Origin of the sequence: Psychrobacillus sp. FSL K6-2365 (assembly GCF_038003165.1) — a bacterium.
GTDB classification, from domain to species: domain Bacteria; phylum Bacillota; class Bacilli; order Bacillales_A; family Planococcaceae; genus Psychrobacillus; species Psychrobacillus psychrodurans.
This window is the reverse complement of record NZ_JBBOOO010000001.1, coordinates 1,032,014-1,055,187: the sequence shown is the minus strand read 5'-3', so window position 1 is coordinate 1,055,187 and position 23,174 is coordinate 1,032,014. Positions and strand designations below refer to the sequence as shown.

The 23,174-nt window shown below is 35.1% G+C and carries 18 protein-coding genes and 1 pseudogene; 6 read left to right on the top strand and 13 right to left on the bottom strand.

The window, feature by feature from the left end; translation table 11 throughout:
* Positions 1-133: 133 nt before the first annotated feature.
* On the bottom strand, positions 134-1,864 hold the full coding sequence (locus tag MKY29_RS05095; protein ID WP_340879208.1) for a methyl-accepting chemotaxis protein: 1,731 nt from the start codon (positions 1,862-1,864) through the stop codon (positions 134-136).
* A 279-nt stretch (positions 1,865-2,143) separates the two neighbouring features.
* Here MKY29_RS05095 and MKY29_RS05090 point away from each other — a divergent pair, with 279 nt between their 5' ends.
* A complete protein-coding gene (locus MKY29_RS05090; RefSeq protein WP_340879207.1) occupies positions 2,144-3,049 on the top strand; it encodes an LCP family glycopolymer transferase in 906 nt (301 codons plus the stop codon).
* Positions 3,050-3,597: 548 nt separating this feature from the next.
* Here MKY29_RS05090 and MKY29_RS05085 read toward each other — a convergent pair.
* From MKY29_RS05085 to MKY29_RS05070, 4 genes are all read right to left on the bottom strand, one after another.
* A complete protein-coding gene (locus tag MKY29_RS05085) occupies positions 3,598-4,758 on the bottom strand; it encodes an aminotransferase class I/II-fold pyridoxal phosphate-dependent enzyme (RefSeq protein WP_093496610.1) in 1,161 nt (386 codons plus the stop codon).
* Between the two features lie 263 nt (positions 4,759-5,021).
* Positions 5,022-5,450: a VOC family protein gene (locus MKY29_RS05080; RefSeq protein WP_340879206.1), complete on the bottom strand. Its 429-nt coding sequence runs from the start codon at positions 5,448-5,450 to the stop codon at positions 5,022-5,024.
* Between the two features lie 93 nt (positions 5,451-5,543).
* Positions 5,544-6,527 carry a GMP reductase gene (gene guaC, locus MKY29_RS05075; protein WP_340879205.1) on the bottom strand — a complete coding sequence of 328 codons (984 nt, stop codon included), beginning with the start codon at positions 6,525-6,527 and terminating at the stop codon, positions 5,544-5,546.
* Between the two features lie 117 nt (positions 6,528-6,644).
* Positions 6,645-6,842: a hypothetical protein gene (locus MKY29_RS05070; protein ID WP_093496613.1), complete on the bottom strand. Its 198-nt coding sequence runs from the start codon at positions 6,840-6,842 to the stop codon at positions 6,645-6,647.
* A 204-nt stretch (positions 6,843-7,046) separates the two neighbouring features.
* Between MKY29_RS05070 and MKY29_RS05065 the strand changes: the two genes are divergently transcribed.
* Together MKY29_RS05065 and menC are read left to right on the top strand one after the other, a co-directional pair.
* Positions 7,047-7,202, top strand: a complete 156-nt coding sequence (locus MKY29_RS05065; protein ID WP_269915875.1) for a hypothetical protein — start codon at positions 7,047-7,049, stop codon at positions 7,200-7,202.
* Positions 7,203-7,295: 93 nt separating this feature from the next.
* A complete protein-coding gene (menC, locus tag MKY29_RS05060) occupies positions 7,296-8,402 on the top strand; it encodes an o-succinylbenzoate synthase (protein ID WP_340879204.1) in 1,107 nt (368 codons plus the stop codon).
* A gap of 315 nt (positions 8,403-8,717) precedes the next feature.
* On the opposite strand, the gene MKY29_RS05055 is transcribed toward menC, so the two are convergent.
* On the bottom strand, positions 8,718-11,030 hold the full coding sequence (locus tag MKY29_RS05055) for a 5'-nucleotidase C-terminal domain-containing protein (protein ID WP_340879203.1): 2,313 nt from the start codon (positions 11,028-11,030) through the stop codon (positions 8,718-8,720).
* 273 nt (positions 11,031-11,303) lie between these two features.
* On the opposite strand from MKY29_RS05055, the gene MKY29_RS05050 reads away from it, so the two are divergent.
* A complete protein-coding gene (locus MKY29_RS05050; RefSeq protein WP_340879202.1) occupies positions 11,304-12,281 on the top strand; it encodes a proline dehydrogenase family protein in 978 nt (325 codons plus the stop codon).
* A 533-nt stretch (positions 12,282-12,814) separates the two neighbouring features.
* Here MKY29_RS05050 and MKY29_RS05045 read toward each other — a convergent pair.
* The 3 genes from MKY29_RS05045 to MKY29_RS05035 are packed head-to-tail and all read right to left on the bottom strand — an operon-like array spanning position 12,815 to position 16,089.
* Positions 12,815-13,990 (bottom strand): PepSY domain-containing protein, encoded by a 1,176-nt coding sequence (locus tag MKY29_RS05045; protein WP_340879201.1) that lies wholly within the window; start codon positions 13,988-13,990, stop codon positions 12,815-12,817.
* Positions 13,991-14,030: 40 nt separating this feature from the next.
* On the bottom strand, positions 14,031-15,392 hold the full coding sequence (locus MKY29_RS05040) for a sensor histidine kinase (RefSeq protein WP_340879200.1): 1,362 nt from the start codon (positions 15,390-15,392) through the stop codon (positions 14,031-14,033).
* A complete protein-coding gene (locus tag MKY29_RS05035; RefSeq protein ID WP_340880811.1) occupies positions 15,382-16,089 on the bottom strand; it encodes a response regulator transcription factor in 708 nt (235 codons plus the stop codon). Before MKY29_RS05035 ends, MKY29_RS05040 begins: the two co-directional genes overlap by 11 nt.
* A gap of 342 nt (positions 16,090-16,431) precedes the next feature.
* Here MKY29_RS05035 and MKY29_RS05030 point away from each other — a divergent pair, with 342 nt between their 5' ends.
* Positions 16,432-17,031: a transposase gene (locus MKY29_RS05030; RefSeq protein ID WP_340879199.1), complete on the top strand. Its 600-nt coding sequence runs from the start codon at positions 16,432-16,434 to the stop codon at positions 17,029-17,031.
* Positions 17,032-17,054: 23 nt separating this feature from the next.
* Here the strand turns inward: MKY29_RS05030 and MKY29_RS05025 are convergent, their stop codons facing one another.
* From MKY29_RS05025 to MKY29_RS05010, 4 genes and pseudogenes are all read right to left on the bottom strand, one after another.
* A complete protein-coding gene (locus tag MKY29_RS05025; protein ID WP_340879198.1) occupies positions 17,055-17,852 on the bottom strand; it encodes a gamma-glutamyl-gamma-aminobutyrate hydrolase family protein in 798 nt (265 codons plus the stop codon).
* Positions 17,853-17,916: 64 nt separating this feature from the next.
* A complete protein-coding gene (locus MKY29_RS05020) occupies positions 17,917-18,993 on the bottom strand; it encodes a branched-chain amino acid aminotransferase (protein WP_340879197.1) in 1,077 nt (358 codons plus the stop codon).
* Between the two features lie 235 nt (positions 18,994-19,228).
* Positions 19,229-20,392, bottom strand: a pseudogene (locus MKY29_RS05015) (glycerate kinase).
* A gap of 139 nt (positions 20,393-20,531) precedes the next feature.
* Entirely contained in the window at positions 20,532-21,017 is a 486-nt protein-coding gene (locus MKY29_RS05010; RefSeq protein WP_269915903.1) for a C40 family peptidase, read from the bottom strand.
* A 350-nt stretch (positions 21,018-21,367) separates the two neighbouring features.
* Here MKY29_RS05010 and MKY29_RS05005 point away from each other — a divergent pair, with 350 nt between their 5' ends.
* Positions 21,368-23,068, top strand: a complete 1,701-nt coding sequence (locus tag MKY29_RS05005) for a methyl-accepting chemotaxis protein (protein ID WP_340879196.1) — start codon at positions 21,368-21,370, stop codon at positions 23,066-23,068.
* Positions 23,069-23,174 lie beyond the last annotated feature (106 nt).

Genomic DNA, 23,174 nt, shown 5'->3' with positions numbered 1-23,174 from the left:
ATTGAATTTATATAGAGGTCCATAGAACGTCATGGACCTCCTTCAATACTAAAGGCTAACACGACAGAGTAAATTTCATCTCCGTAATGTTAGCCTTATTTAAATTCTCCTTTTTGTTACGCATTTCGATTTCTTACTTAAATCTAGCAACTAGCTCATGCATTTTCTCAGCTTCTTCGTGAAGTTCTAATGCCGACTTCATAATTGATTGGATAGCAATGTTTTGTTCATCGATAGAAGCGTTTACTTCCTCTGTAGATGCAGCTGATTCTCCTGCTACTATAGAAATATTTGTAATTGATTGTACAACTACTTCATTACTAATGACCATTTCTTCCATATCTTCATTCAAGCTATTTAGATTATTTTTTACTTGTTGAATAGACTGAGATAAATCTACGAATGATTGCTTTGTGTCATCAACCGACTTCATTTGTTCATTGGAAATCATAAGCGTTTCGTCCATTTGCTTCTGAGCAGATTTTGTATCTACTTCAATTTCGTTTAATAATTGTTTTACACTATTAGTGGCAGTTTGCGTTCCTTCTGAAAGTTTACGAACTTCTTCGGCAACTACCGCAAAGCCTTTCCCATGTTCTCCCGCTCTTGCCGCTTCGATACTTGCATTAAGTGCCAATAAATTAGTTTGAGCTGATATATCTGTAATCGTATGAACTATTTGAGAAATTTCACTCATTCTAGTTGTGAGCTGCATAAAATCTTCTTGTAGAATGCTAATAACTCTTTGGAAATTATCTGTATTAGTTGCTAAGTATTGAACACTTGATAGTCCATCATCCTGGAGCTTATTCATATGTGCAACATCATCTAGTACGACTGTATATTGCTTATTTGTTTTTTCAATGACGGAAGATAAGCTACTTACTTTATCGATTGCCACCTCAGCTTCCTCTGCTTGAATAACCGCTCCTTTAGAAATTTCAGTAATCGCCAAGTTTACTTCATCAGCAGATGCAGTTGTTTCCTCTGTTATTGCACTTAACATTTCAGATGAATTTTTCATTTGATCGGAGGATAGTCGTGTTTGACTAACCATTTCCTCTAAACTATTTTTCATTTCATTCACATTCTGCGCTAGTTTTCCTAGTTCATCCTTTGTCTCTATTGGTATCAAACTCCCACTTAGCTTTCCTTTTGCTATTTCTGATGTGAGAATCATAATCCTCTTAATATATGAGGTCATTTTACCCGCAAAAAACCAAAATAGTGCAATTCCTATAAGCAATGCACATACAATTGCAATCACGGATGTATTAAGTACTGCCATAGCTCCCTCATTGAAATCCATTTCATAAGTACCCGCAGCAATAACCCAGCCCCAGTTTGGATCTTCCATACTATATGTAATTTTTGGTTCTATTTTTTCTGGGTTATTAGGAAGTGGCCAATCATAAGAAACATAGCCTCCACCATCTTTAGCGACTTCAATTACTTCTCTTATAAAATATCTACCATCGTCTGTTTGATTGTCATATAAACTTTCCCCTTCTAAGCTCGGATGCACTAGTAATACTCCACTTTCATCCACTACGTAAAAGTAGAAGTTTTCTCCATACTTTGCCGGATTTTCTATGTTTCGTGTTCCATCTTCATTTAAGTTACCTAGAATTTTAGAGGCTGCTCTTTGTTGTGCCTCTTCTAATGTTATGTAACCACTTTCGTATTCTTTATTGAGTTCTTCTATCAAATCAAGAATTGCATATGTACCATTTTGCATCCCAAGTTTACCGATATTTTCTAACTCATTTTTAGACACATTGTAATTGATAATTCCTACAGCTAATAACGGTAAAAAAATTACAACTATAGCTAATAGAACTAATTTGTTTCTAACAGATCTCATTAGTGACACCCCTTTAGCCTCATTATAATAAGAATATTACGAAAAATATATAGAAAATTTAATAGATTCAGATATTTTATTCTTAATTTCGACATAAATAGAGAGAATTGCTGTTATTGAGCGTTTCTATTGTCATATCCCATAATAAAATAGGATTTTTTTATTCGTTTAATAAAATCAAATTCTATACATACTAGAAGAAGTTTAGATTAATAATCTGGATCGTGTATTCATATATTTACCAAAAGCCTTTGTAGTTAAAAGAAATGAGGACCATGAATGTCGAAGAAAATAATTTGGATTACTATTATTAGTTCATTACTTATAGGCGGAACAGTCTACGCTACTAGTATTTATAAAAATGTATCTACGACACTCGAGACTATCCACGAACCCGAAATCCGAAAAGTTTCTATCCTTCGAGAAACGGAGGTGGAGCTCGTAGAAAAAGAACCAATCTCGGTATTATTACTCGGTGTAGATGAACGAGAGGCCGATGTCGGTCGTTCAGACACAATTATCGTACTCACCGTTAATCCCTCCCTTGCTTCTATAAAAGTATTGAGTATTCCTAGAGATACATATACGGAGATCATTGGATTAGACAAAATGGATAAATTAAATCACGCGTATGCATTTGGCGGGATAGATATGGCTCTACATTCTGTCGAAAGTTTACTAGATATTCCGATTGATTATGTAGTACAAGTTAATATGGAAAGTTTTTTAGAAATTGTTGATAGCGTTGGCGGTGTGACAGTCGAGAACACATCCGCTTTTGAAGAAAACGGTTATTTATTTGAAAAAGGTCCGATTCATTTAGATGGGGATAAAGCACTTAACTATGTACGTATGCGAATGAATGATCCGCTAGGTGACTTTGGCAGACAAGCTCGTCAAAAGCAAGTTCTTCTGGCCGTTTTAAAGGAAGGAGCTTCTTTTAGCAGTCTGCTCCACTATAAGAATTTGTTGGCCACATTAGCGGAAAACATCCGTACCAATATGACCTTCGATCAAATGATGGATATACAAAAAGGCTATAAGGAGGCACTGACAAATGTTGAGTCTATTTCGCTGGATAGTGGAAGTGGCAAGCGAATGAATAATATTTGGTATTACGTGCCTGAAGAAGAAGAATTGAATGAAGTGACGATGATTTTGAAGAAACATTTAGAGATTGAATAGCAGGAAGTTGATTTGGTTGATTACTTGCGTTTGATAGATCGATACTTGCGGTCGTGCTTTGGTTACTTGCGAACGTGATATATATACTTGCGCACACGATTAAAATACTTGCGGTCAGTTGGCGTTTACTTGCGAAACGGGATAATTATCCATATTCAGTGACTTCAAAAGAGGCGGGGACAGAACCCCAAAACAGCATTTTTCTCTGTGAGAAAAATGTTGTTTTTTTGCTGTACCCAAAATTCCAAGGACGCTTTCCACGGGCGTGGCCTGAGCCTGTAGTCTCAGGCGTCACGCTATTCCCGTAGGAGTCGCCCCTCCATTTCAATCAATTTCATTAAATTTCCATTATTTAGTAAAGGTTTCTCCTTATCCAATAAAATTTCTACTTCTGTCCCAGTCTCCCTTTTTTATTCCCGTAAACCATATACAAGTCGGTATAACCTTTCTTAATTTACGTGGTCCCACTCCCCTGAGTATACGTACGTTAACATAAACTTAAAGTGCATTAAAAAGACACTAAACAACGTCTAGTGTCTTAGAAATTATTATTTATTTAATGAAAAGAGGAATTTTTCTAGTCTATTTAATCCTTCCTCTAGCACAGTCATGCTGTAGGCATATGATATACGTATATAGCCTTCTCCATATGTTGTAAATGCACTTCCGGGAACGACCGCGACTCCGCCCTCCTGTAATAGCTTAGTAGCAAAATCAAATGAATTCAATCCATACTTTTTTATCTCAGGGAAAATATAAAAGGCTCCATTTGGCTTTTCAACAGTTACCCCCATATCCGTTAAACGGCTATAGACAAAGTCACGTCTTTTTACATATTCAAAGTTCATTTCAGTCGGTGTATCCTTTGCATTTGTTAATGCCTCAATTGCCGCATGTTGAGCAGGTAGTGAAGCACAAATGGTGTTAAACGCATGTACCTTTACTACATGCTCCATCACACTTGCTGGACCCATCAAGAAGCCAATTCGCCAACCAGTCATCGAATGTGACTTGGATACCCCATGGATATAAAATAATTTATCGCGTATTTCCATATAGCTTGCAAAAGAATGATGCTTTCCAGAGAAAGTGTTTTCGCTATATATTTCATCAGTAAGCACAAATATATTTTTCTCTTTTATAACATCAACTAATCCATCCATCGTCTCTTTTGTTAGAACAACCCCAGTTGGATTAGAAGGGTTATTGAAAAACATTGCCTTTGTTTTATCCGTAATTAAGTTCGCAAGTCTTTCAGCAGAAGGCTGAAAATTAGTGTCGGTCGTATCTAAATACACTACCTTGGCTCCGCAAAGTTCAATAACAGGCACATACCCAGAATAAGTAGGAGCCGGTAGGATAACCTCGTCCCCTTCTTCTAATATTGTTCGAAATACTGCATCTATCGCTTCGCTAGCACCGTTTGTAATAACTATTTCATTTTGGATATCATACGAGAATCCATATTTATCAGAGAAAAAAGAGTTCACAGCATTTCTTAACTCCAGAAGTCCTGCATTATGCGAATATCCAGTTAGATTTTGTTCAATCGCTCGAATACCTGCTTCTTTTACAGATAGTGGTGTTGGGAAATCTGGTTGACCAATCGTCAAATTAATCGCATCTGGATAATGAACTAATTGATTGGAGAATTGTCGGGTTCCAGGGATTTTCAAGGATTGCGCTCGAGGGTTTATTCGTATACTCATCGTATTATCTCTTCCTTCTATTATTTTTCTAGTATGTTTATATGTAAGTATACTGTAAACAGTATCGGTTTATCATTATATTTTGAATTATTTAGAAAACGAAAATGAGATATTTAGAAAGAATGGAGCCTTTTAAAGACATACTCTGTTAATATTGTTCACGGTTAGTTTTGGACATTACAGGATGCTTGTAGCAGCAGTTTTCACTTTTTTCAAAAAATGGCCATGCAACATATACTAACGTTGCATGGCCTTTTAAATTATTATTGTGGCATTTGATCAGTTTCGTGACTAAATTGCCATTCGATGCCGAATTTGTCTCTTAGGGATCCATAACATTTACTCCAAAATGTTTCTTGGAGCTCCATGCTTACTCTACCGCCCTCTTTTAGTGCGTTAAATGCAGATCTAACCATATCTTCTTCTTTACTAACAAAAGCCAAACTGATATTATTTCCTTCCATAAAAGGTGATCCTGGAAATGTATCAGAGAACATTATATTGCTACCATTAATATTTAAGCGAGTGTGTAGAACTAAATCTTTTGCTTCTTCAGGCAGTACATAATCAGGGTTTTGTGGTGATTCCCCAAATGTCATAATTTCTGGTTTTTCTGTCTTAAATACTTCTGCATAAAACTCTGCAGCCTCTCGACAATTCCCGTTAAAAGTAAGATATACATCTATAGCCATTTAGAACACTCCTCTTTTCAAATAATGTTATTATTCAAATAATAAAATAACAACCTTATTGTAACATTGGACCGTCTATAATAACATAAATTTTTAGTAAACTTTATCTCCATTGAAAATAGAGTTTTTCACTATTACATAGTCTACATTACGTATCGATTCTAATTTGTTTCCACCAGAATAAGAAATAGAGGATTGTAAGTCTTGTTCCATTTCTCTTAAAGTATCTTCCAGTGGTCCTTTATACTCTACAAACATTTTCTTACCTTCAACATTTTTCTTTTCGCCTTTTTGGAATTCAGATGCAGAACCGAAATATTCTTTATACTGTTTGCCATCCTTCTCCACTGTAACACCTGGTGATTCTTCATGTCCTGCAAATAGAGATCCAATCATAACCATGGAAGCCCCGAAGCGAACGGATTTTGCAATATCACCGTGTGTACGAATTCCACCGTCAGCTATTATTGGCTTGCTAGCTGCTTTTGCACACCAGCGTAGTGCCGCAAGTTGCCAACCACCAGTTCCAAATCCAGTTTTAATTTTTGTAATACACACTTTCCCTGGACCGATACCAACTTTTGTTGCATCTGCTCCAGCATTTTCTAGCTCTCTCACTGCTTCTGGAGTACCTACGTTACCAGCGATGACAAAGCTTTCCGGTAAGTGTTTTTTTAGGTGTTTAATCATATCAATTACTGCGTTGGAATGACCATGTGCAATATCTATAGTAATGAATTCAGGTATAAGTTTCTCTTCTACCAACTGTTCAACAAAAGCGTACTCTTCCTCTTTGACTCCTACACTAATAGAGGCAATTAATCCACGTAACTGCATACTCTTGATAAACGCAATACGTTTTTGTGGTTCAAAGCGATGCATAATATAAAAATACCCTTTTTCAGCTAAATAATTTGCAATATTTTCATCTATAATTGTCTGCATATTAGCAGGTACTACTGGCAATTTAAATGTATGCCCTCCAAGTGTGACTGTAGTATCACATTCAGATCTACTATTTACCACACACTTTGCCGGAATTAATTGAATATCTTCATAATCGAATACGTTATCCATCATTTACACTCCCAAATACGAATATTTATTATCAATTGAACTGAAATGTTCGTCCATTTGGTAATTTACATCATATTTAGTAGTATGTCAATCTTTATGGTGTTCATGTGTCATATTTTAATGAATCTTTTCCTGATTTTTTAAATCTATATGCATTTCGAGTACTTTGATACGATCACTTAATTCTAAAACTGCCTGTATAATTTGATGCTGATCAGCCTTTGACATATATGTATAACGTTCCATCTGATCAACCGTTGCCTCTACCTTTTGTATACTTCGATTCATTACTTGAACTAGATATTCGACAGTCATATTTTATCTTCTCCTTTCATTCTTTTATTGTAACTATCCGTTAAGATATTTCAATTATCAGAATTAACAAATAAATACAACTATGGAATTTCTATAACTTTTTCAATCAAAGAATTCGTTTTTTAGCGATTTTTGATATACAAAATATTTTTCTGATGTTTCATGTCATATTTTATTTTTGAATAATATAATGATAGAAAGGATATGAGGAGGAGATTTTCTATTAACCCAAATCCAGTTGAACAAGAAGAAATGGATTATAGAAATGACTTAGATATACAAGCGTCCCTTCATATGATTTGGGAGGGAGCACCTGTTTCACCATTAGATACGGAGAAAGAGGCGTTAGATCCACAATAATTTCCCCTACAATTGTAGGGTTTTTTTGATTTGTTTTAGTGGCTAGAACATGATAAGTTGAATGATATTAGCTTTAACTAGAGGAGTAAAAAAATGATTATAAAAAAAATGAACTTGCGCCATTTAAAAATGACAATGAAGAATCCATTCGTCACTAGCTTTGGAAGTATGCAAGAAAAAGAGTTTTTCTTATTAGAAGTATTCGACGAAAATGGCAATTCTGGTTGGGGCGAATCTGCAGCTTTCCAAGCTCCATGGTATACAGAAGAAACAGTTCAGACCACCTTACATATGATTAGAGATTTTCTTATACCACTGTTATTGAATAAAGAAATCAATCACCCCGATGAAGTTAGTGAAATTTTTTCCCCAATCCGAAAAAATAATATGGCGAAGGCTACTGTTGAAGGGGCTATTTGGGATTTATATGCCAAACGTAACAAACAGTCTCTAGCGCAAGCCCTTGGCGGAGTTGCTAAAAAAATTGAAGTTGGTATTAGCATTGGCATCCAAACAAGTACGGAGAAGCTATTAGAAGTAGTACATCATTATATTGAAGAGGGCTACAAACGCATGAAAGTGAAAATTAAACCAGGGTATGATATCGAAGTGATTCAAAAGCTTAGAGATGCATTTCCTGTTGTCCCTCTAATGGCTGATGCGAATTCGGCTTATACTCTAGAAGATATAGAGCTATTAAAAAAATTAGACGACTATCATTTACTAATGATTGAACAGCCTTTGGCAAGTGATGATATTGTTGATCATGCTAAGTTACAAAAACAGTTGAATACCCCTATTTGCTTGGATGAAAGTATACTCTCTGTAGAAGATGTACGCAAGGCAATTGAGCTTGGTAGTACGAAAGTAATTAATATTAAAATTGCTCGTGTCGGAGGTCTAACTGAAGCTAAGAAAATTCATGATTATTGTATGGAAAAAGGTATTCCTGTTTGGTGTGGTGGAATGCTAGAGGCAGGTATCGGCCGTGCTCATAATATCGCTCTTACCACCCTGCCAAATTTCGCGCTACCAGGTGATACTGCAGGTTCTTCTCACTATTGGGAAGAGGATATCATTTCCCCGGAAATAGTAGTAGTGGATGGTTATATTGAAGTTCCAAAAGGATATGGCATCGGCTTCGAACCAAATATGGAGATAATTGAACGTTATATGTTAAATGAGATTGTATTCGAATAGTAATCTAATTCTTGTATGGCCAAGTAAGAAGAACCGGGCAAAAGACTCCCGGCCCTTTAAGAACATAAACATATATGCCATTGATTGTAGTGAAGGGCGGACGCATTCCATGGGCATGGGCACGGCCTCAGCCGCTTCCTTTGCTCCTACGCAAGCTCGTCGCAAAAAAGATTTTCGCTACGCTCCTTCCAGGATCTTTAGCTCGCGCTGCACCCACTGGAGTCGCTGCCTGAGCTTCAATCTTTGTAATTTAATTTATATTTTCCATACTAAAAAATCCTTTCGCTACTCTAATAGCGAAAGGATTTACTTCTATTACTTTTTCACGTCCACAATACGACCTTCTGTTTTATTGTTAACTGTTTTTAACGTTTTCAACTGTTCTTGAAGGTTTTCCCAGTCTGAAAGTCCAAGGTCTGTAACACGACCCTCTTTATAAATTTTTTCAAATACATCATAGCTATCGCCGCCTTTAGCTGTAAACGCATTTGTGGCTACTACATATTTTTCACCATCTTTAATATCCACAAACGACCCATCCGCTGCTTTGTATTTGATTGATACTACCCGTTCTCCAGCAGGTTTCGAAGAATCGAACTCTACTTTTGCACCAGCAACGTGTAAGAAACCACCATTCTCTTTTGGATAAGATTTAAAACTAATTTCAAATGCAGATTTTAGTTCTGCTCCAGTGATTTCCATTGTAGCTAATGTATTACCGAACGGAAGAACTGTAATTACCTCTCCAACAGTAATCGGACCTTGTCCAATTTCTGCTCGAATTCCTCCACCATTTTGTAATGCCATAATAACTTTGTTGTCGTATTGTTTTGCTTTTGAAAGCATACCATCAGTAATTATATTTCCAAGAGCAGTCTCATTTTTACGAACACTTGGCTTAGTATCATCACCATCTGTACGAGGTAATTGTAATTCTTCTTCTGCAACTACACCAATTTCTGTTTTATTGATTGCATCTATTTTATCCGAATATGTTTTTAATAAAGTAGCTGCTGTAGGATCTTCTACTTGATCTTTAATCTCAACAAGTTCTCCAGCATGTCCGACTACTTTACCGGCTTCATCAAAATCTACGTCTAGTGTCCCTAAGAATTCACTATATTGTGAAGCTTGTACGATAATAGTAGGATCTTTTTCCTTACCAGTACTATCTTTTTCTACTAGTACCGGTTTCTCTAACTTAGTATGGCTATGTCCACCAACTATTACATCAATGCCATTAACAGCAGCAGCTAGTAACAAATCATTGTCCACTGTTGGGTTGTCATCATATCCAATATGAGTAACTGCAACAACTTTATTGACACCTTGTTTCTCAAACTCATCGACCATTGTTTGAGCTGCTTTTATATAATCAGTAAAAGTTACATCTTTCGGACTAGATATATTAGCAGTTTCTGCAGTAGTTAGACCGAATAATCCAACCTTCTGGCCGTCTATTTCTTTAATAATACCACTATAAATTTGTCCATCTTTTGGTTCTGTTGATACATTTACATTAAATAGCCCTTTTAAATTAGTATCTTTTGAAAAATCAACATTCGAACTAACGAATGGGAAGTTAGATTTCTCAATAAATTCTTTTAATGCTTTATGTCCTTCTTCGCTACTACCTAAATCAAACTCATGATTACCAAATGTCATTACATCATAATCCATTAACTTCATTAATTCTAAATCTGCTTGCCCTTCAAATTCATTGAAATATAAAGTACCTGAGAAGACATCTCCAGCGTCGATAAGTAGAGCAGAAGGTTTTTCAGCTCTCACTTCTTTAATAGCCGTTAAACGTTTAGGTGCTTGTGTTGTACGTGCATGTGTATCGTTTACATGCATTAACGATAATGTAAAGTCTGCTTTTAATTGTTCACTAATATTTTCAACATATACAAGTAATTCTTTTATAATTGGTGAAGAATCACTTGGTAATTTTTCTATTAATAGATTGATAGATTCAAGTACTTTTAAAGCTTCTTGTTCTTTATTTGCAGCTATGTAAGCTTCGGCTTCCTTCGCTTTCATAAATATAGTAACTGGTACCATTAATTCATCACGTTTTTGATTTGCTGGTTCTTTATATTGTTCTAGTAATAGATCTCGAGGAGCTTTCCCAGTAAAACGATACAAAATAGCAGTACGAGTTTTTAACTGGACAGAAAGTTTATGATACGCTTTCTCTATTTTATCCCAATCTTTACTTGTTTCTGCTTGTTCAACTTCTTTCATAATTGGAGCTAAGTACTTGTCAGCATAATTATAAGCATCGATATAAGGAATAATGCCTTTAGTTACACGTTCGTGATATAGCTCATCTAAATTTTTTAGTAATAAATCTTTGTTTTTTACATTGGATTTAACAATTTCATTTCTAGCTTTTTGGTAGTTTGCTTTAGCAGTGTTCAAAGCGGGGTAAAGGTTCTTACTAGTCGCAAGTTTTCCAGCTTGCGCTGGGACTACATAGGAATAAGCTGAGTTTTTAATATCTTTCCTTGCATTGTCAACTACCTCTTGTAATGAGCTATTTGCAAATGATACGCTTGAAACAGAAAATAATGATGTTGCAATTACTGCAGCTACAGCTGATTTTTTCATCTTACTATTTCGCATGTCCTGCCTCCTAAAAATGATTTTGAATAAGTAATTATTGAAGTTAAGTAGAAATTACTCACTATCTCAAAGTTAACTTACTATTTTACAAATGGCAAGTTAATTTTCTGATAATTCCACAGGAGATTTTGTAATGATTTAAATGTATTAAATAAAAGTATCTTCACCTTCCTTTTGTTTGATAGAAATTTGTCGAACTATGGCTAAAGGAATACTATTTCCACTGTAAAATGTGTTATAATGAATCATCAAAACAGAGATAGGAGCATTACAATGTTAAAAGATTTTTTTATGGCTTTGTCTGAGAATCAAATACTAAATGGTGCGGCAAAAAAATATGGTTTAAAAATGGGTGCTCAGCATGTTGTGGCTGGAACAAACATTGAAGAAACAATAGAGAGTATTAAAAAGCTGAACGCAATGGGTATTTCTTGTACAGTCGATAATTTGGGGGAATTTGTCTTTGAAAAAGAAGAAGCATTAGCTGCTAAAGCACAAATTATCGCAGTAATCGAAGCAATCGAGGAACATCAAGTAGATGCACATATTTCTTTAAAACCATCACAGCTTGGTTTAGATATTGATTATGACTTCGCTTTAAATAATTTAAAAGAAATTGTACAAACTGCACATAAATATAATACATTCATCAATATTGACATGGAGTCTACCAAACATTTACAACCATCTTTTGATATTTTGGATGAGCTTTCAAAAGACTACGATAACGTTGGAACTGTTATTCAAGCATACTTCTACCGTGCAGTTGAGGACATTCAAAAGTATAAAAACTTCCGTCTACGTATCGTAAAAGGAGCTTACAAGGAGCCTGTTGAATACGCATACCAAACAAAAGAAGAAATTGACAAAAACTATATAGAATTAATAGAATGGCATCTATTAAATGGTAAATTCACTTCCATCGCTACTCATGATCATAATGTGATTAACCATATTAAACAGTTTATCAAAGATAATAATATTCCTTATGATAAATTCGAATTCCAAATGTTATACGGTTTCCGCACTGAGATGCAACAACAACTTGCAAAAGAAGGCTATAACTTCTGTACGTATGTACCATTTGGACAAGACTGGTACGGCTACTTCATGCGTCGACTAGCAGAGCGTCCTGCAAATATGAACCTTGTTGTAAAACAAGTTTTCAATAAGAACACGAATACAATGATAGGTCTAGCTGCTGGTGCATTTGCACTTGGGCGTATAACGAAACGTAATAAACGTAAATAATGATAAAGTTGTCTCCCAGTAGAAACTACTGGGAGACATTTTTTTGGCTAATAAAAAACCTGGGCATATAGACACCCGGCCTCTCAGAACATAAAACTAGATATGCCGTGTCCCTTTTACAAATTCAGAAAATTAGGAACAGTGCCAGTAAAATGGCACCATCTGTGGAAAGCGTCCGACATGTAACGGAAATCAGTAATATCATTCAATCTTTCACGTCTTATAAACACAGTGTACACGATATATAATATATATAAAAAAACACCTCACTCTACGGGGAATTGTAGAGTGAGGTGCATTTTCCCTTGTTATCGCTCAAGGATTATATTATTACGCCGTAAATATTATTACCTTCATTCGCTTCGTTTTATCGCTTTGATCGCCGTAAGATCGTTCCCCTATTATGCTTAGTTGCATGAACTTGTTTCCTTCAAACTCGTTCAACAACTTGAAATGCTATTCATTTGTTAATTTCATAATAAAGGAACAAAATGAGAAAACCGCTAGAGTTTTATTAGAATTTGATGAGAAAACTATTCCCAAGTCACAGAAAGTATTTTTCCAGAGATAGCATGTACCTGTATTGTTGCTTTCGTTTTCTTTTCTTTCGTGCTTTCTTTTGTTTCCTCTGTTTTCGTAGCTGTCATCACAATTAAGTAATATCCACCCTCATCTGTCTTTACAAAGGAATTACTATCTACTGTTCCTTTTTGTTGTTGCTGAGCAATCTTTAACGCTTCATCTGCAGTGATTAAAACTGTAACCGGTTTTTCAGTTACTTCTGTCTTTTTTTCATCTGTTTTCCCTACAGCAATATCACTAGTCTCAGTTTTCTGTTGTTCTTCCGTTTTCGAGCTTTCCGTTTTTACAGTCGTTTCACTTTTAGAAGTTTCTGATTTAGCCGAGTCTGTTTTTGGTGGCGCATTTGTTTTAGATGGTTCATTTTTTGCCGAATCTGCTTTGTTTGCATCTACTTTACTTGTATCTGATTTACTAACATCTGCCTTAGCTGTATCTGTGTTAGAAACCTCAGTTTTGGTTGTATTCTCTGTTTTTGTTTCTTTTTTAGCATCATCCATAGAAATCTCAACAGGTTTAGTCGTTTCAGATGCCAACACTTCTTTAATAGCATCTTTGATCACTTTTTTTATAGGTTTTTCTTCTGTTTTTACTACTTTATCAGCAGTTGTTTGTTTTGACTCTTTATTATCCGAAACATTAGGATTTTCCACAACTTTTACTTTCGCAGATGAGTCCTTAGATTTTTCAATAATAACTAATTTAGAAGTGCCATTAGATGAAATTATATTACTTTCAACTATTTCCCCTCTAGAAGAGGCTTTAGCATTTTTCGGACTTTCTTCAGGACCCATATCTAATACTTCATTAGCTTCTTGAGTTTTAACCGGTACTTCTTCAATAATGAACTCATCCGTGTGTTTCAAGGAACTCACATCACCAGTAGTGGCATTCATTTCGACCAAATACACTTGTCCACTTTTTGCAATTATCGCCTCATAAACATCTTTATCATCACTTTTCTTCACTTCAGCTACTTCTGCATCATACATTTGCTCGAGTTGGGTGCGTACGTTCTTTTCGGTCATAAGTAAAGAATCTGAGCCAATGTTGACTACGAATACTATTACTACGATACCGACTGTAGCGATACAAACGATAAAAGTTCTTTTCATTTTATTAAATTCCATTGACGCACTCCCCCCTCGTATTCATCATAAGTGACGAACATTAAAAATCCATGAGAATTTGATTAGAAGGAAGAAAAATATGGATGGTTGTACCAAATCCTACCGTGCTTTGAATTGTTAATTTCGCACAAAGGCGATCTGCTATATCTTTTGCAATAGCCATCCCAAGTCCAGTCCCACCTGTTTTTCGATTTCGTGCTTCATCTACCCGGTAAAAACGATCAAAAATTCGATCCAAGTCTTCTTTGGGAATACCATCCCCATAATCCATGATTGAGATAGTCGTTCCTTCCTCGCTTTCTGTAATTGTTGTCTTAATATCTTTTTCGCTATATTTACGCGCATTATCCAAAATGATAAATAGTAACTGTCTTAATTGCTCTATATCAGTATTTACATAGGATGGTCCATTAACCTTTAATAAAAAGTTTCGATCATATCCAGTTCGCATTGACTTTAAGGTTTCTTCCACTAAAACATTCACATCAATCAATTCAAAATTATGTTGTTGTTTTCCGTTACTTTTTGCCAGCACTAACATTTGCGACACCATTTCTTTCATTCTGCTCGTTTCTTTGATAATTGCCTGAACGGATTCTTCCGCAATTTCAGTATTACTGAAACCATGTCGAGACAATAGTTTAGCGTAACTTTCTATTACTGTTAATGGTGTTTTTAATTCGTGTGAGGCATCAGATACAAATTGCTCCTGCTTTTTAAAGTTTTGCTCCAGCTGCTCCATCATCTCATTAAAAGCAATCCCCATTTGAGCTATTTCGTCTTTTCCATTTGGACGAACCGCTATTTTTTCATATTTTCCTGAAATTCTACTATGAAACATTGTATTTATTAGTTTATTGATTGGCCTCGTAATTATTTTTCCTAATGTAACACTCGAGGCCATCATCAGTAACATCCCAGCTACTGTTACACCAAGTAAAATAAGACGAAGGAAATCTAAATTATTCCCCACATCTATTAATTGTTTCATCGTCTGAACTTCTACAACTTCTCCATTCGGCCAAATAACTGGTTTACTTATTGTCAAAACAGGAGTACCTTCAAGACTTCCAATTGAGTACCGTTCATCCTGTTCAAAATAAGGTTGATAAGTAGTTAGCTCTTCAACTGATTGAACTACTAATTGTAGTTCTCCTTTGCCATCTAAGATCCGTATTCCTCCACTAGGTGGTATATAGGTGCGCAAAATTGTGGCAGGGTCATCCTTTTCTTGCATTTTACTTAATGCAGTAATCATAGAGTCTACATCCGTGTTAAGTTGATTATATTCCGAATCATAGGCCATATCTTCAAATAAAAAATATACACCTATATTCATTAAACCTATGATTAAAAGCGTCAATAAGGTAGAAAATAGATGTATTTTAGTATTAAGCTTCATTCTTTTGCTCCTTCAGCACATATCCAACACCACGGACGGTTTGTATAAAAGAAAGTAATTCGTTTTCTTCTAACTTTTTCCGAACATAACGTATATAAACATCTACAACATTCGTATCCCCATAATAATCAAATCCCCAAACAGCATCTAGTAGCTGCTCTCGCGTCAACACTTGGTTAGGGTGCTTCATCATATATAGTAGTAAATCATATTCACGAGGCGTTAGATTGATAGATACTCCCGAATTAGTAATTTCACGTGTTTGTTCATTCAGAATAAGCGTCTGAAAAATATGCACATTTTCATCATGAACAGGAACTGGAATGGATGATTTAGTAAAACGAATTGCCGAACGCACGCGAGCTAACAATTCCTCAATTTCAAATGGTTTAGTTACATAATCATTCGCTCCAAGGTCCAATCCAGCTACTTTATCTTCTGTATTGTTTTTTGCGGTTAACAAGATTACTGGCGTTTCATCTTCTGTAGCACGAATTCTTCTTAATACATCCAAACCATTTAAACCAGGAAGCATTAAATCCAGTAAAACTAAGTCCCATTGCTGCTCTCGATATTTGATCAATCCGTCTGTTCCCGTATATGCAATATCCACTGTGTATCCTTCAAACTCAAGCTCTAATTGAAGAACACGTGCAATATTTTTTTCATCTTCTACAATTAACACCCTGTCCTTCATTGGAAACACTCCTTTTTCCCCTATTTTATCACACAATATAATGCAGTGCAGTTTCATAATAAGCCAAGAGCTGAACCTTTCCAGGTACGAGTAACGTTTGGAAAAGGTTGTGTAACTTTGTAGAGGTTTCTCGGAACATTTGCTACTGTAAAGGAAATTTCCCGATAGCTTTAGTATAGAGAATTGATAATTTATTTTGAGTACAATTATTGATGGAAAATTGAATTTTGATTAGTTATTTTAAGTAAGAATGAAATTGTTGTTTGTAATAATAAATTTTGACAATTGTAGTTTACTCTATTTTATATTATGGTGTTGTCAAATAGAGGAGGCGAAGTTTAAATGGGTAATATTCGAAAAGTATGGCAGCCAGAAATTTTTTATCATATTACTATGCGAGGAAATCGGATGCAAAATATCTTTATTAATAAAGAGGATTTCATGTTCTTTACACATACGCTATCTCAGGCTCATAAATTATATTCCTTTACAATAATTGCTTACTCTCTTATGAATAACCACTACCACCTACTTATACGTTCTCCTAAAGTTCCACTTTCAGATGTGCTAATTTTCATTAATCAACAGTACTCAAAATATTTCAAGCTTAAATATAAATACTGGGATCAGTTATATGAATCTAGATATTATACAAACATGATTTCTGATCCGAAAGAGTTATTAAAAATAAGTAAGTATATACATCAAAATCATCTTTACATAAAAAGAAACATTTCAAAGAGTATGGCAAACAACCAGTATAGCTCCTATCAGTTTTATATAAATGAAAAAAAGCAAAAGCCTTCTTACCTCGATATATATTTACTACCAAATTTGATTAAAAAATGTCCTGAATTAAGGACGGAAAATTATAAAATATACTGCGAGGATATTCAAATTGAGGAAGAAAAATCCTACCATCGCCAATATAGTTTGACATAGGTAGGATTTCTCCAAAAGGCCTGTTAAGCTATTGTTTCTTCAGATGGAACTAGTCCAATAACTTGTGCATTCATTTTACTTGCTTCGACGAAAGCATTAAAGATTGAACGAACAGTATCAACTTGTCCTTCCATCATTTCAGGATGCCATTGAACCGCTACAACAAATCTATTAGGCTCTTCCCATTCTATTCCTTCGATGATTCCATCAGGAGCAGTCATTGTCACCTTAAAACCTTTGCCTAGCTCTTTTACAGCTTGGTGATGGAAACTATTTATTCTCAGCTCATCATTTTGAAAAATATTATGTAATATTGAACCATTTTCAATTCGAACCGGATGAGATGCGTGATGTCTAATTGACTTTGGTACTGAGTGGTTGATCCCCTCCGGTTTTTGAGATGATAAATCCTGATATAGTTTGCCACCGGTTGCAACGGTAAGTAACTGCATGCCACGGCATATGCCAAGTACAGGAATGTTCATATCCAATAAAACTTTTCGAGCTAGCCTAATTTCATGCAAATCCCTTTTTGGTTCAATAGCTCCTAATCCAAATTTCGGATAATCTCCGTAAAAATATGGATCTATATCAGAACCTCCAGAAAATAATATCCCATCCAATTTTTGAAGAAGAGGAGTCAATGTTTCTAACTCTGTAGTGATAGGCAAAATAACTGGTACCCCTCCCGCTCTTTCAACTGCAACAATATAATCATCTGCAAGCAATTGCCATTCCTGATTTTTTGCACCGATTCCTGCAGCCAATCCGACTGTGTCATCTGATAAATAATTAGCGCATATACCAATTAGGGGCTTCATCGTAAAGCATCCTCCTCATAAACAAAATTAACGCCTCTCTGTGAAGAGAAGCGACTAAAAAACATTAATTTTCTAACTCAACAACCCAGCCAAATGGATCTTCGATAATGCCTCGTTGAATTCCAGTTAACGTATCATATAATTTTTGGGAAAGTTCTCCTGTTTCTCCGTTATTTACGTAGAATAACTCACCTTTCCAGCGTAATTCTCCGATTGGAGAAATAACAGCAGCAGTACCAGTTCCAAATGCTTCGTCCAGTTTACCGTTCAAATAAGCTTCACGTATTTCTTCCATTGAAACTTTACGTTCTGTAATTGGAACACCCCAGTACTTCAGCAATTCAATGATAGACTTTCTGGTAATCCCGTCCAGAATACTTCCGTTTAAGGCTGGAGTAACTACTTCTCCATCAATTTTGAAAAAGACATTCATACTTCCTACTTCTTCAATGTATTTTCTCTCTAATCCGTCTAACCAAAGAACTTGAGCATATCCTTCACGATCAGCTACTTCCTGAGCTTTTAAACTTGAAGCATAATTACCGGCTGTTTTTGCTGTTCCTGTTCCACCAGCAACTGCTCGAACATATTCACTTTCCACTAAGATTTTTACTGGATGAATGCCCTCTTTGTAATAAGATCCGACCGGCGACATAATGATGATGAAACTATATGTTTTAGAAGCTGATACACCAAGATGTGCTTCAGTTGCGATCATAAAAGGTCTAATATAAAGTGATGTTCCGGGTTCTGTAGGAATCCATTCTTTGTCTATCTCGATTAATTGTTTTAAAGCACCAATAGCTAATTCTTCTTCTATTTGTGGCATGCTTAAGCGGTCTGCCGAAATATTCATACGTTTCATGTTTTGCTCGGGGCGGAACAATCGAACAATTCCATCTTCCGAAAGATAAGCCTTCATTCCCTCAAAAACCGTTTGTCCATAATGTAATATAGAAGCAGATGGATCTAATGTAAGTGGCTGATAAGGGACGATACGATGATCATGCCAACCTGTTCCTTCTGTGTAATCAGCGATAAACATATGATCCGTAAATTTCGTTCCAAACACTAGCTGATTTGCTGGTGTTTTCTCGTTTTTCGCTCCATTTTTTGTAAAATTAATTTTTAGATTATTCATGGCATGTTTCCCCTATCAATAAAATTAGTAAATTGCAACAATTTTAAGTGTGCAATATATTATATGCAATTATACTACTTTTACGAAAATTAGAAATACCTTTTTAGAATTATTTTCAAAAAATTTAAAACTCTCTAATTTAAAATTAAACACAAATTGTTTAATAGTTATTTTTCAAGCAATTTTAAAAGGTAATAACTACATATAAAATCTAAGGTGATTTTTGGTAGTTTAATTATGATTCGTTAAACTTAGCAACGTTATTTAATCTTGAATTTAGAATCGATTCTATTGTTTCTTTTGTTCTCTCCTTCAGGTAATAAGATGCTCTACGCATAGATTTTTCAGCAGAAATTGTTTCATTTGTTATACTTACAAACTTGAAAAAGCGAGTAGATAGAGCTGGAGTACTTTCTAATTCAATAACTCCGGATATTAAAATAACTGGTACGTTATGTTTATTTGCAACTTTAGCAATACCAATAGGAGCCTTTCCAGAAAGCGTTTGAGAGTCTGATTTACCTTCACCTGTAATGATGAAATCAGCATCCTTGATACGCTCTTCAAAATTGATTGCTTCCATTACAACTTCAATACCTGGTTTCATATAAACTGGAAAAAATGCTAGAAAAGCACCACCTAGTCCACCAGCAGCACCCGCTCCTGGCAATTTATGTAGTGTAATTTGCGTGACTTCTTCTATTATATTAGCTAGATGTTCTAGATTTTTATCTAGCACCTCTAACATATTTGATGTCACTCCTTTTTGTGGACCAAAAACTTTTGTTGCACCGTTTAATCCTACGAAGGGATTATCCACGTCAGAAGCCAATATAAATTGGCAATCCTTTATTCTACCATCAAAGTCTGTTGGATCAATTTCATGTAAATCTCTTAAAAATTGAGGTTCAAGAGGAATTTCTTTTCCATATTTGTTTAAAAACTTCATCCCTAAAGCACGTAACATTCCTGTTCCACCATCATTCGTTGCACTACCCCCAAGCCCTATTATGAACTTCTTATATCCACGATTTAAAGCATGAAGTACAAGCTCTCCTGTACCAAATGTGGAGGCTTGTAAAGGATTTTTCTCCTCTTTTTGTAATAGCATAATTCCAGATGCTTTCGCCATTTCAATAACACAAGTTTCTCCATCACCAAGCACTCCATACTCCGCCTATATTAGACGACCTATAGGATCATGAACCTCGACATCAATAGTACTTCCTTGAGTTGCTATAATAAGTGCTTCGAGTGTCCCTTCTCCTCCATCTGCAACTGGAAGTAATACCGTTTCGATGTCCTGACTAATTTCTTTGATGGCTTTATTAATCTCATAAGTTGCTTCTAAAGCAGTTAAGGAACCCTTGAAGGAATCAGGACTAATAACAATTTTCATACTACCACCCTTTTAAAAAGTAATAATAAATTCAAACAAATGCAAGTATATGCATAAGAGATTTCGATTTCCATCCTTAATCATATAAGATTTAAAAAACCGTTTCAGCTATAAGCTAAAACGGTAGTATATTTTCAAATTATTTTTTTGCTACTGTTACGTTCGCTACTCTCTTAGCACCAACGTATTTTTTACCCCAATAATAAGGGTCATTTAATTTATCAACACGAACACCTTTAGATGTTGAAGCATGGATAAACTTACCGCTACCTATGTACATACCCACGTGAGATACGCCTCTACCAGAAGTATTGAAGAAAACCAAGTCTCCAACTGCCAGGTTTGCTTTTTTTACAGCTTTCCCACTGTTGTACATTCCCGCTGCTGTTCTTGCTAAATTAACCCCTTTGCTTTTGTAAACATATCCGATATAACCTGAACAATCAAAACCAGCCTTCGTTGTTCCACCATAACGATATTTAATTCCTACTAAACTTTTCGCACTCGATACTATTTCATTGGATGCTACAGTGCTTGCTGCTTCTGTATTTCCTGCAAATGTTCCCGCGGCTAAAACTACAGTTAAACTAAAGATTGTGATGATTTTTTTAAACAAAGAAGTCAAAACTTATGTTCCTCCAAAGATGTGTATTGAAAAATAGATTCAAAATGTTTTCTGAAAATTTCTCTATACACATATTAACACCTTTTAAACTTTATTAACTTTACAGTTGTGTAACAATAACATTACAGAGAATTATTCGTTCTAAAAGGTAATCTACTAATACATTAGGAATCTTATAATTTTATATTAGATCTTAAGTAACAAAGAAGCAGTTATAACAATATAAGCTAGAAGTAAAATAGTCACATATTTGTGTTAATTCTAATTATAATGGTATATCTTTTATATCTGTTTCTATGGTATAAATGTTATATAAGTTACATGGAAAGTTAGACAGGAGAGAGTTTAAAATGAAAAATACTTTAACAATGCATTTAGGGATGATTATTGTTGGAATCATTGCTTCTATGCTGTTAATCACTTCGGTTGCGACATACAATACTGCTTATGACGAACTATATAAGGCAGCTGGTATTGAAGCTTACGGGTGCGCAAACATTACTACTGGTTTGATTCAACCAGATGATGTTAAAAAGCTAATTGCTGGTGATACTTCCACCATTGACAAGGTTAGCGAGCAGCTAAATTGGACTACTGCTCATAAAGATATATTTGAAACCCAGTATATTATAGATTTAGATGGTAAACTACTCGCTGTGGATGATAATCTTAAAGAAGATGGCTTTAAAGCTGGAGATCAGTTTTATATAGATAAGGATGCTATTGCAATGTTAGTAGAAATGCAACATTCTACATATTCAGAAGCCTATGAATTTGCCGGCTTAGAAAGACTTTCTGGCTATGCCCCTATATTTGAAGATCATGATCCTTCTAAAGATATTATTGCTATTAGTGTTATTGATTTTGATGCATCTATTGTTACTGATCGTACTTGGGATGTTGTTAGTGGAGGAATACTTATTAGTTTGATTCCATTGATGTTAGCATCATTAATTACACTTTATTTAATTAGAAGAAAAACAAAGCCGCTTTCAGCACTTATTGCACATGCAGCTGAAATTGCAAAAGGTAATTTAACAGTCAAGGACACACATTTCACAAGTAAAGATGAAGTTGGAGATTTAAGTCGAACATTAAATACATTAGCTTCGAATCTACGAGATATTATAGGAACGATACAAAAAACGTCCGTTCAATTAACAGATAATGTCGAAAACAACTCTATTTCACTAAACGAAATGAGAGATGCCATACACCAAGTTTCAACTAATATGAGTGAAACTGTTGCATCAGTAAGCGACGGAACAATTACAGCCGAACGATCATCCAATATTTTACAGAACCTAGCACAAGGTTTACAAAATTCAAAGGATCGTGCAGATACAACAGTGATAAATTCTAAAACAACTATGAACACTGCCGAAGAGGGTCTAACTCGTGCAAGTGAAATTAGTCGTGACATGGATAAAATTAAATCTGCATCCATTGAAACTAGTGAAACAATCGGGCGATTAAATGAAGCAACTACAAAGATTCAACAAATTACTAGTTCTATCTCTGCAATTGCAGCACAAACTAATTTACTAGCACTAAACGCTTCAATTGAGGCCGCTCGCGCTGGTGAGCATGGAAAAGGATTTGCAGTTGTTGCGGAGGAAGTTAGAAAACTAGCTGAACAATCGAATACCGAAGTGGAGCAAGTCGAAACAATCATTAAAGATATTACCGAAAGTATTAAACTAGTAGTAGATTCTACAGAAGAAAGTACGAAGCTAATCGAAACAGGCTCTTCGACTGTTCTTCAAACATCTCAATCATTAAGTGATATTTCTACAGCGGTTGCAAAAACCGTTAAAGAAATATCCATGATTTCTGATATGACAACTACAGAAGCAGATAATTCGAAACAAGTCGTAGTGTTGATCAATCAACTTACTGAATCAATAAAAGAGATTGAACAAGTTACAACATCAATTTCAGCAGCAACTGAACAAACGACAGCTTCAATTGACGAAATTGCAAACCGTTCTAGTGAAACAAATGATATTGCACATCAATTAAATCAGATTGTAGGTAAATTTAAGCTTTAAAGTAAACAGTAAGAAAAACCAGGCAAAGGACATGCCCGGTCCTTTAAGAACAGAAACGTAACTACAGTTATTGACAGAAGTGGAATATGGCGACTCCAGCGAGAAA

Coding starts and splice junctions, on each gene's coding strand:
- MKY29_RS05095 (WP_340879208.1), bottom strand. CDS start 1,864: ATGAGATCTGTTAGAAACAAATTAGTTCTATTAGCTATAGTTGTAATT.
- MKY29_RS05090 (WP_340879207.1), top strand. CDS start 2,144: ATGTCGAAGAAAATAATTTGGATTACTATTATTAGTTCATTACTTATA.
- MKY29_RS05085 (WP_093496610.1), bottom strand. CDS start 4,758: ATGAGTATACGAATAAACCCTCGAGCGCAATCCTTGAAAATCCCTGGA.
- MKY29_RS05080 (WP_340879206.1), bottom strand. CDS start 5,450: ATGGCTATAGATGTATATCTTACTTTTAACGGGAATTGTCGAGAGGCT.
- guaC (WP_340879205.1), bottom strand. CDS start 6,527: ATGGATAACGTATTCGATTATGAAGATATTCAATTAATTCCGGCAAAG.
- MKY29_RS05070 (WP_093496613.1), bottom strand. CDS start 6,842: ATGACTGTCGAATATCTAGTTCAAGTAATGAATCGAAGTATACAAAAG.
- MKY29_RS05065 (WP_269915875.1), top strand. CDS start 7,047: ATGAGGAGGAGATTTTCTATTAACCCAAATCCAGTTGAACAAGAAGAA.
- menC (WP_340879204.1), top strand. CDS start 7,296: ATGATTATAAAAAAAATGAACTTGCGCCATTTAAAAATGACAATGAAG.
- MKY29_RS05055 (WP_340879203.1), bottom strand. CDS start 11,030: ATGCGAAATAGTAAGATGAAAAAATCAGCTGTAGCTGCAGTAATTGCA.
- MKY29_RS05050 (WP_340879202.1), top strand. CDS start 11,304: ATGTTAAAAGATTTTTTTATGGCTTTGTCTGAGAATCAAATACTAAAT.
- MKY29_RS05045 (WP_340879201.1), bottom strand. CDS start 13,990: ATGGAATTTAATAAAATGAAAAGAACTTTTATCGTTTGTATCGCTACA.
- MKY29_RS05040 (WP_340879200.1), bottom strand. CDS start 15,392: ATGAAGCTTAATACTAAAATACATCTATTTTCTACCTTATTGACGCTT.
- MKY29_RS05035 (WP_340880811.1), bottom strand. CDS start 16,089: ATGAAGGACAGGGTGTTAATTGTAGAAGATGAAAAAAATATTGCACGT.
- MKY29_RS05030 (WP_340879199.1), top strand. CDS start 16,432: ATGGGTAATATTCGAAAAGTATGGCAGCCAGAAATTTTTTATCATATT.
- MKY29_RS05025 (WP_340879198.1), bottom strand. CDS start 17,852: ATGAAGCCCCTAATTGGTATATGCGCTAATTATTTATCAGATGACACA.
- MKY29_RS05020 (WP_340879197.1), bottom strand. CDS start 18,993: ATGAATAATCTAAAAATTAATTTTACAAAAAATGGAGCGAAAAACGAG.
- MKY29_RS05005 (WP_340879196.1), top strand. CDS start 21,368: ATGAAAAATACTTTAACAATGCATTTAGGGATGATTATTGTTGGAATC.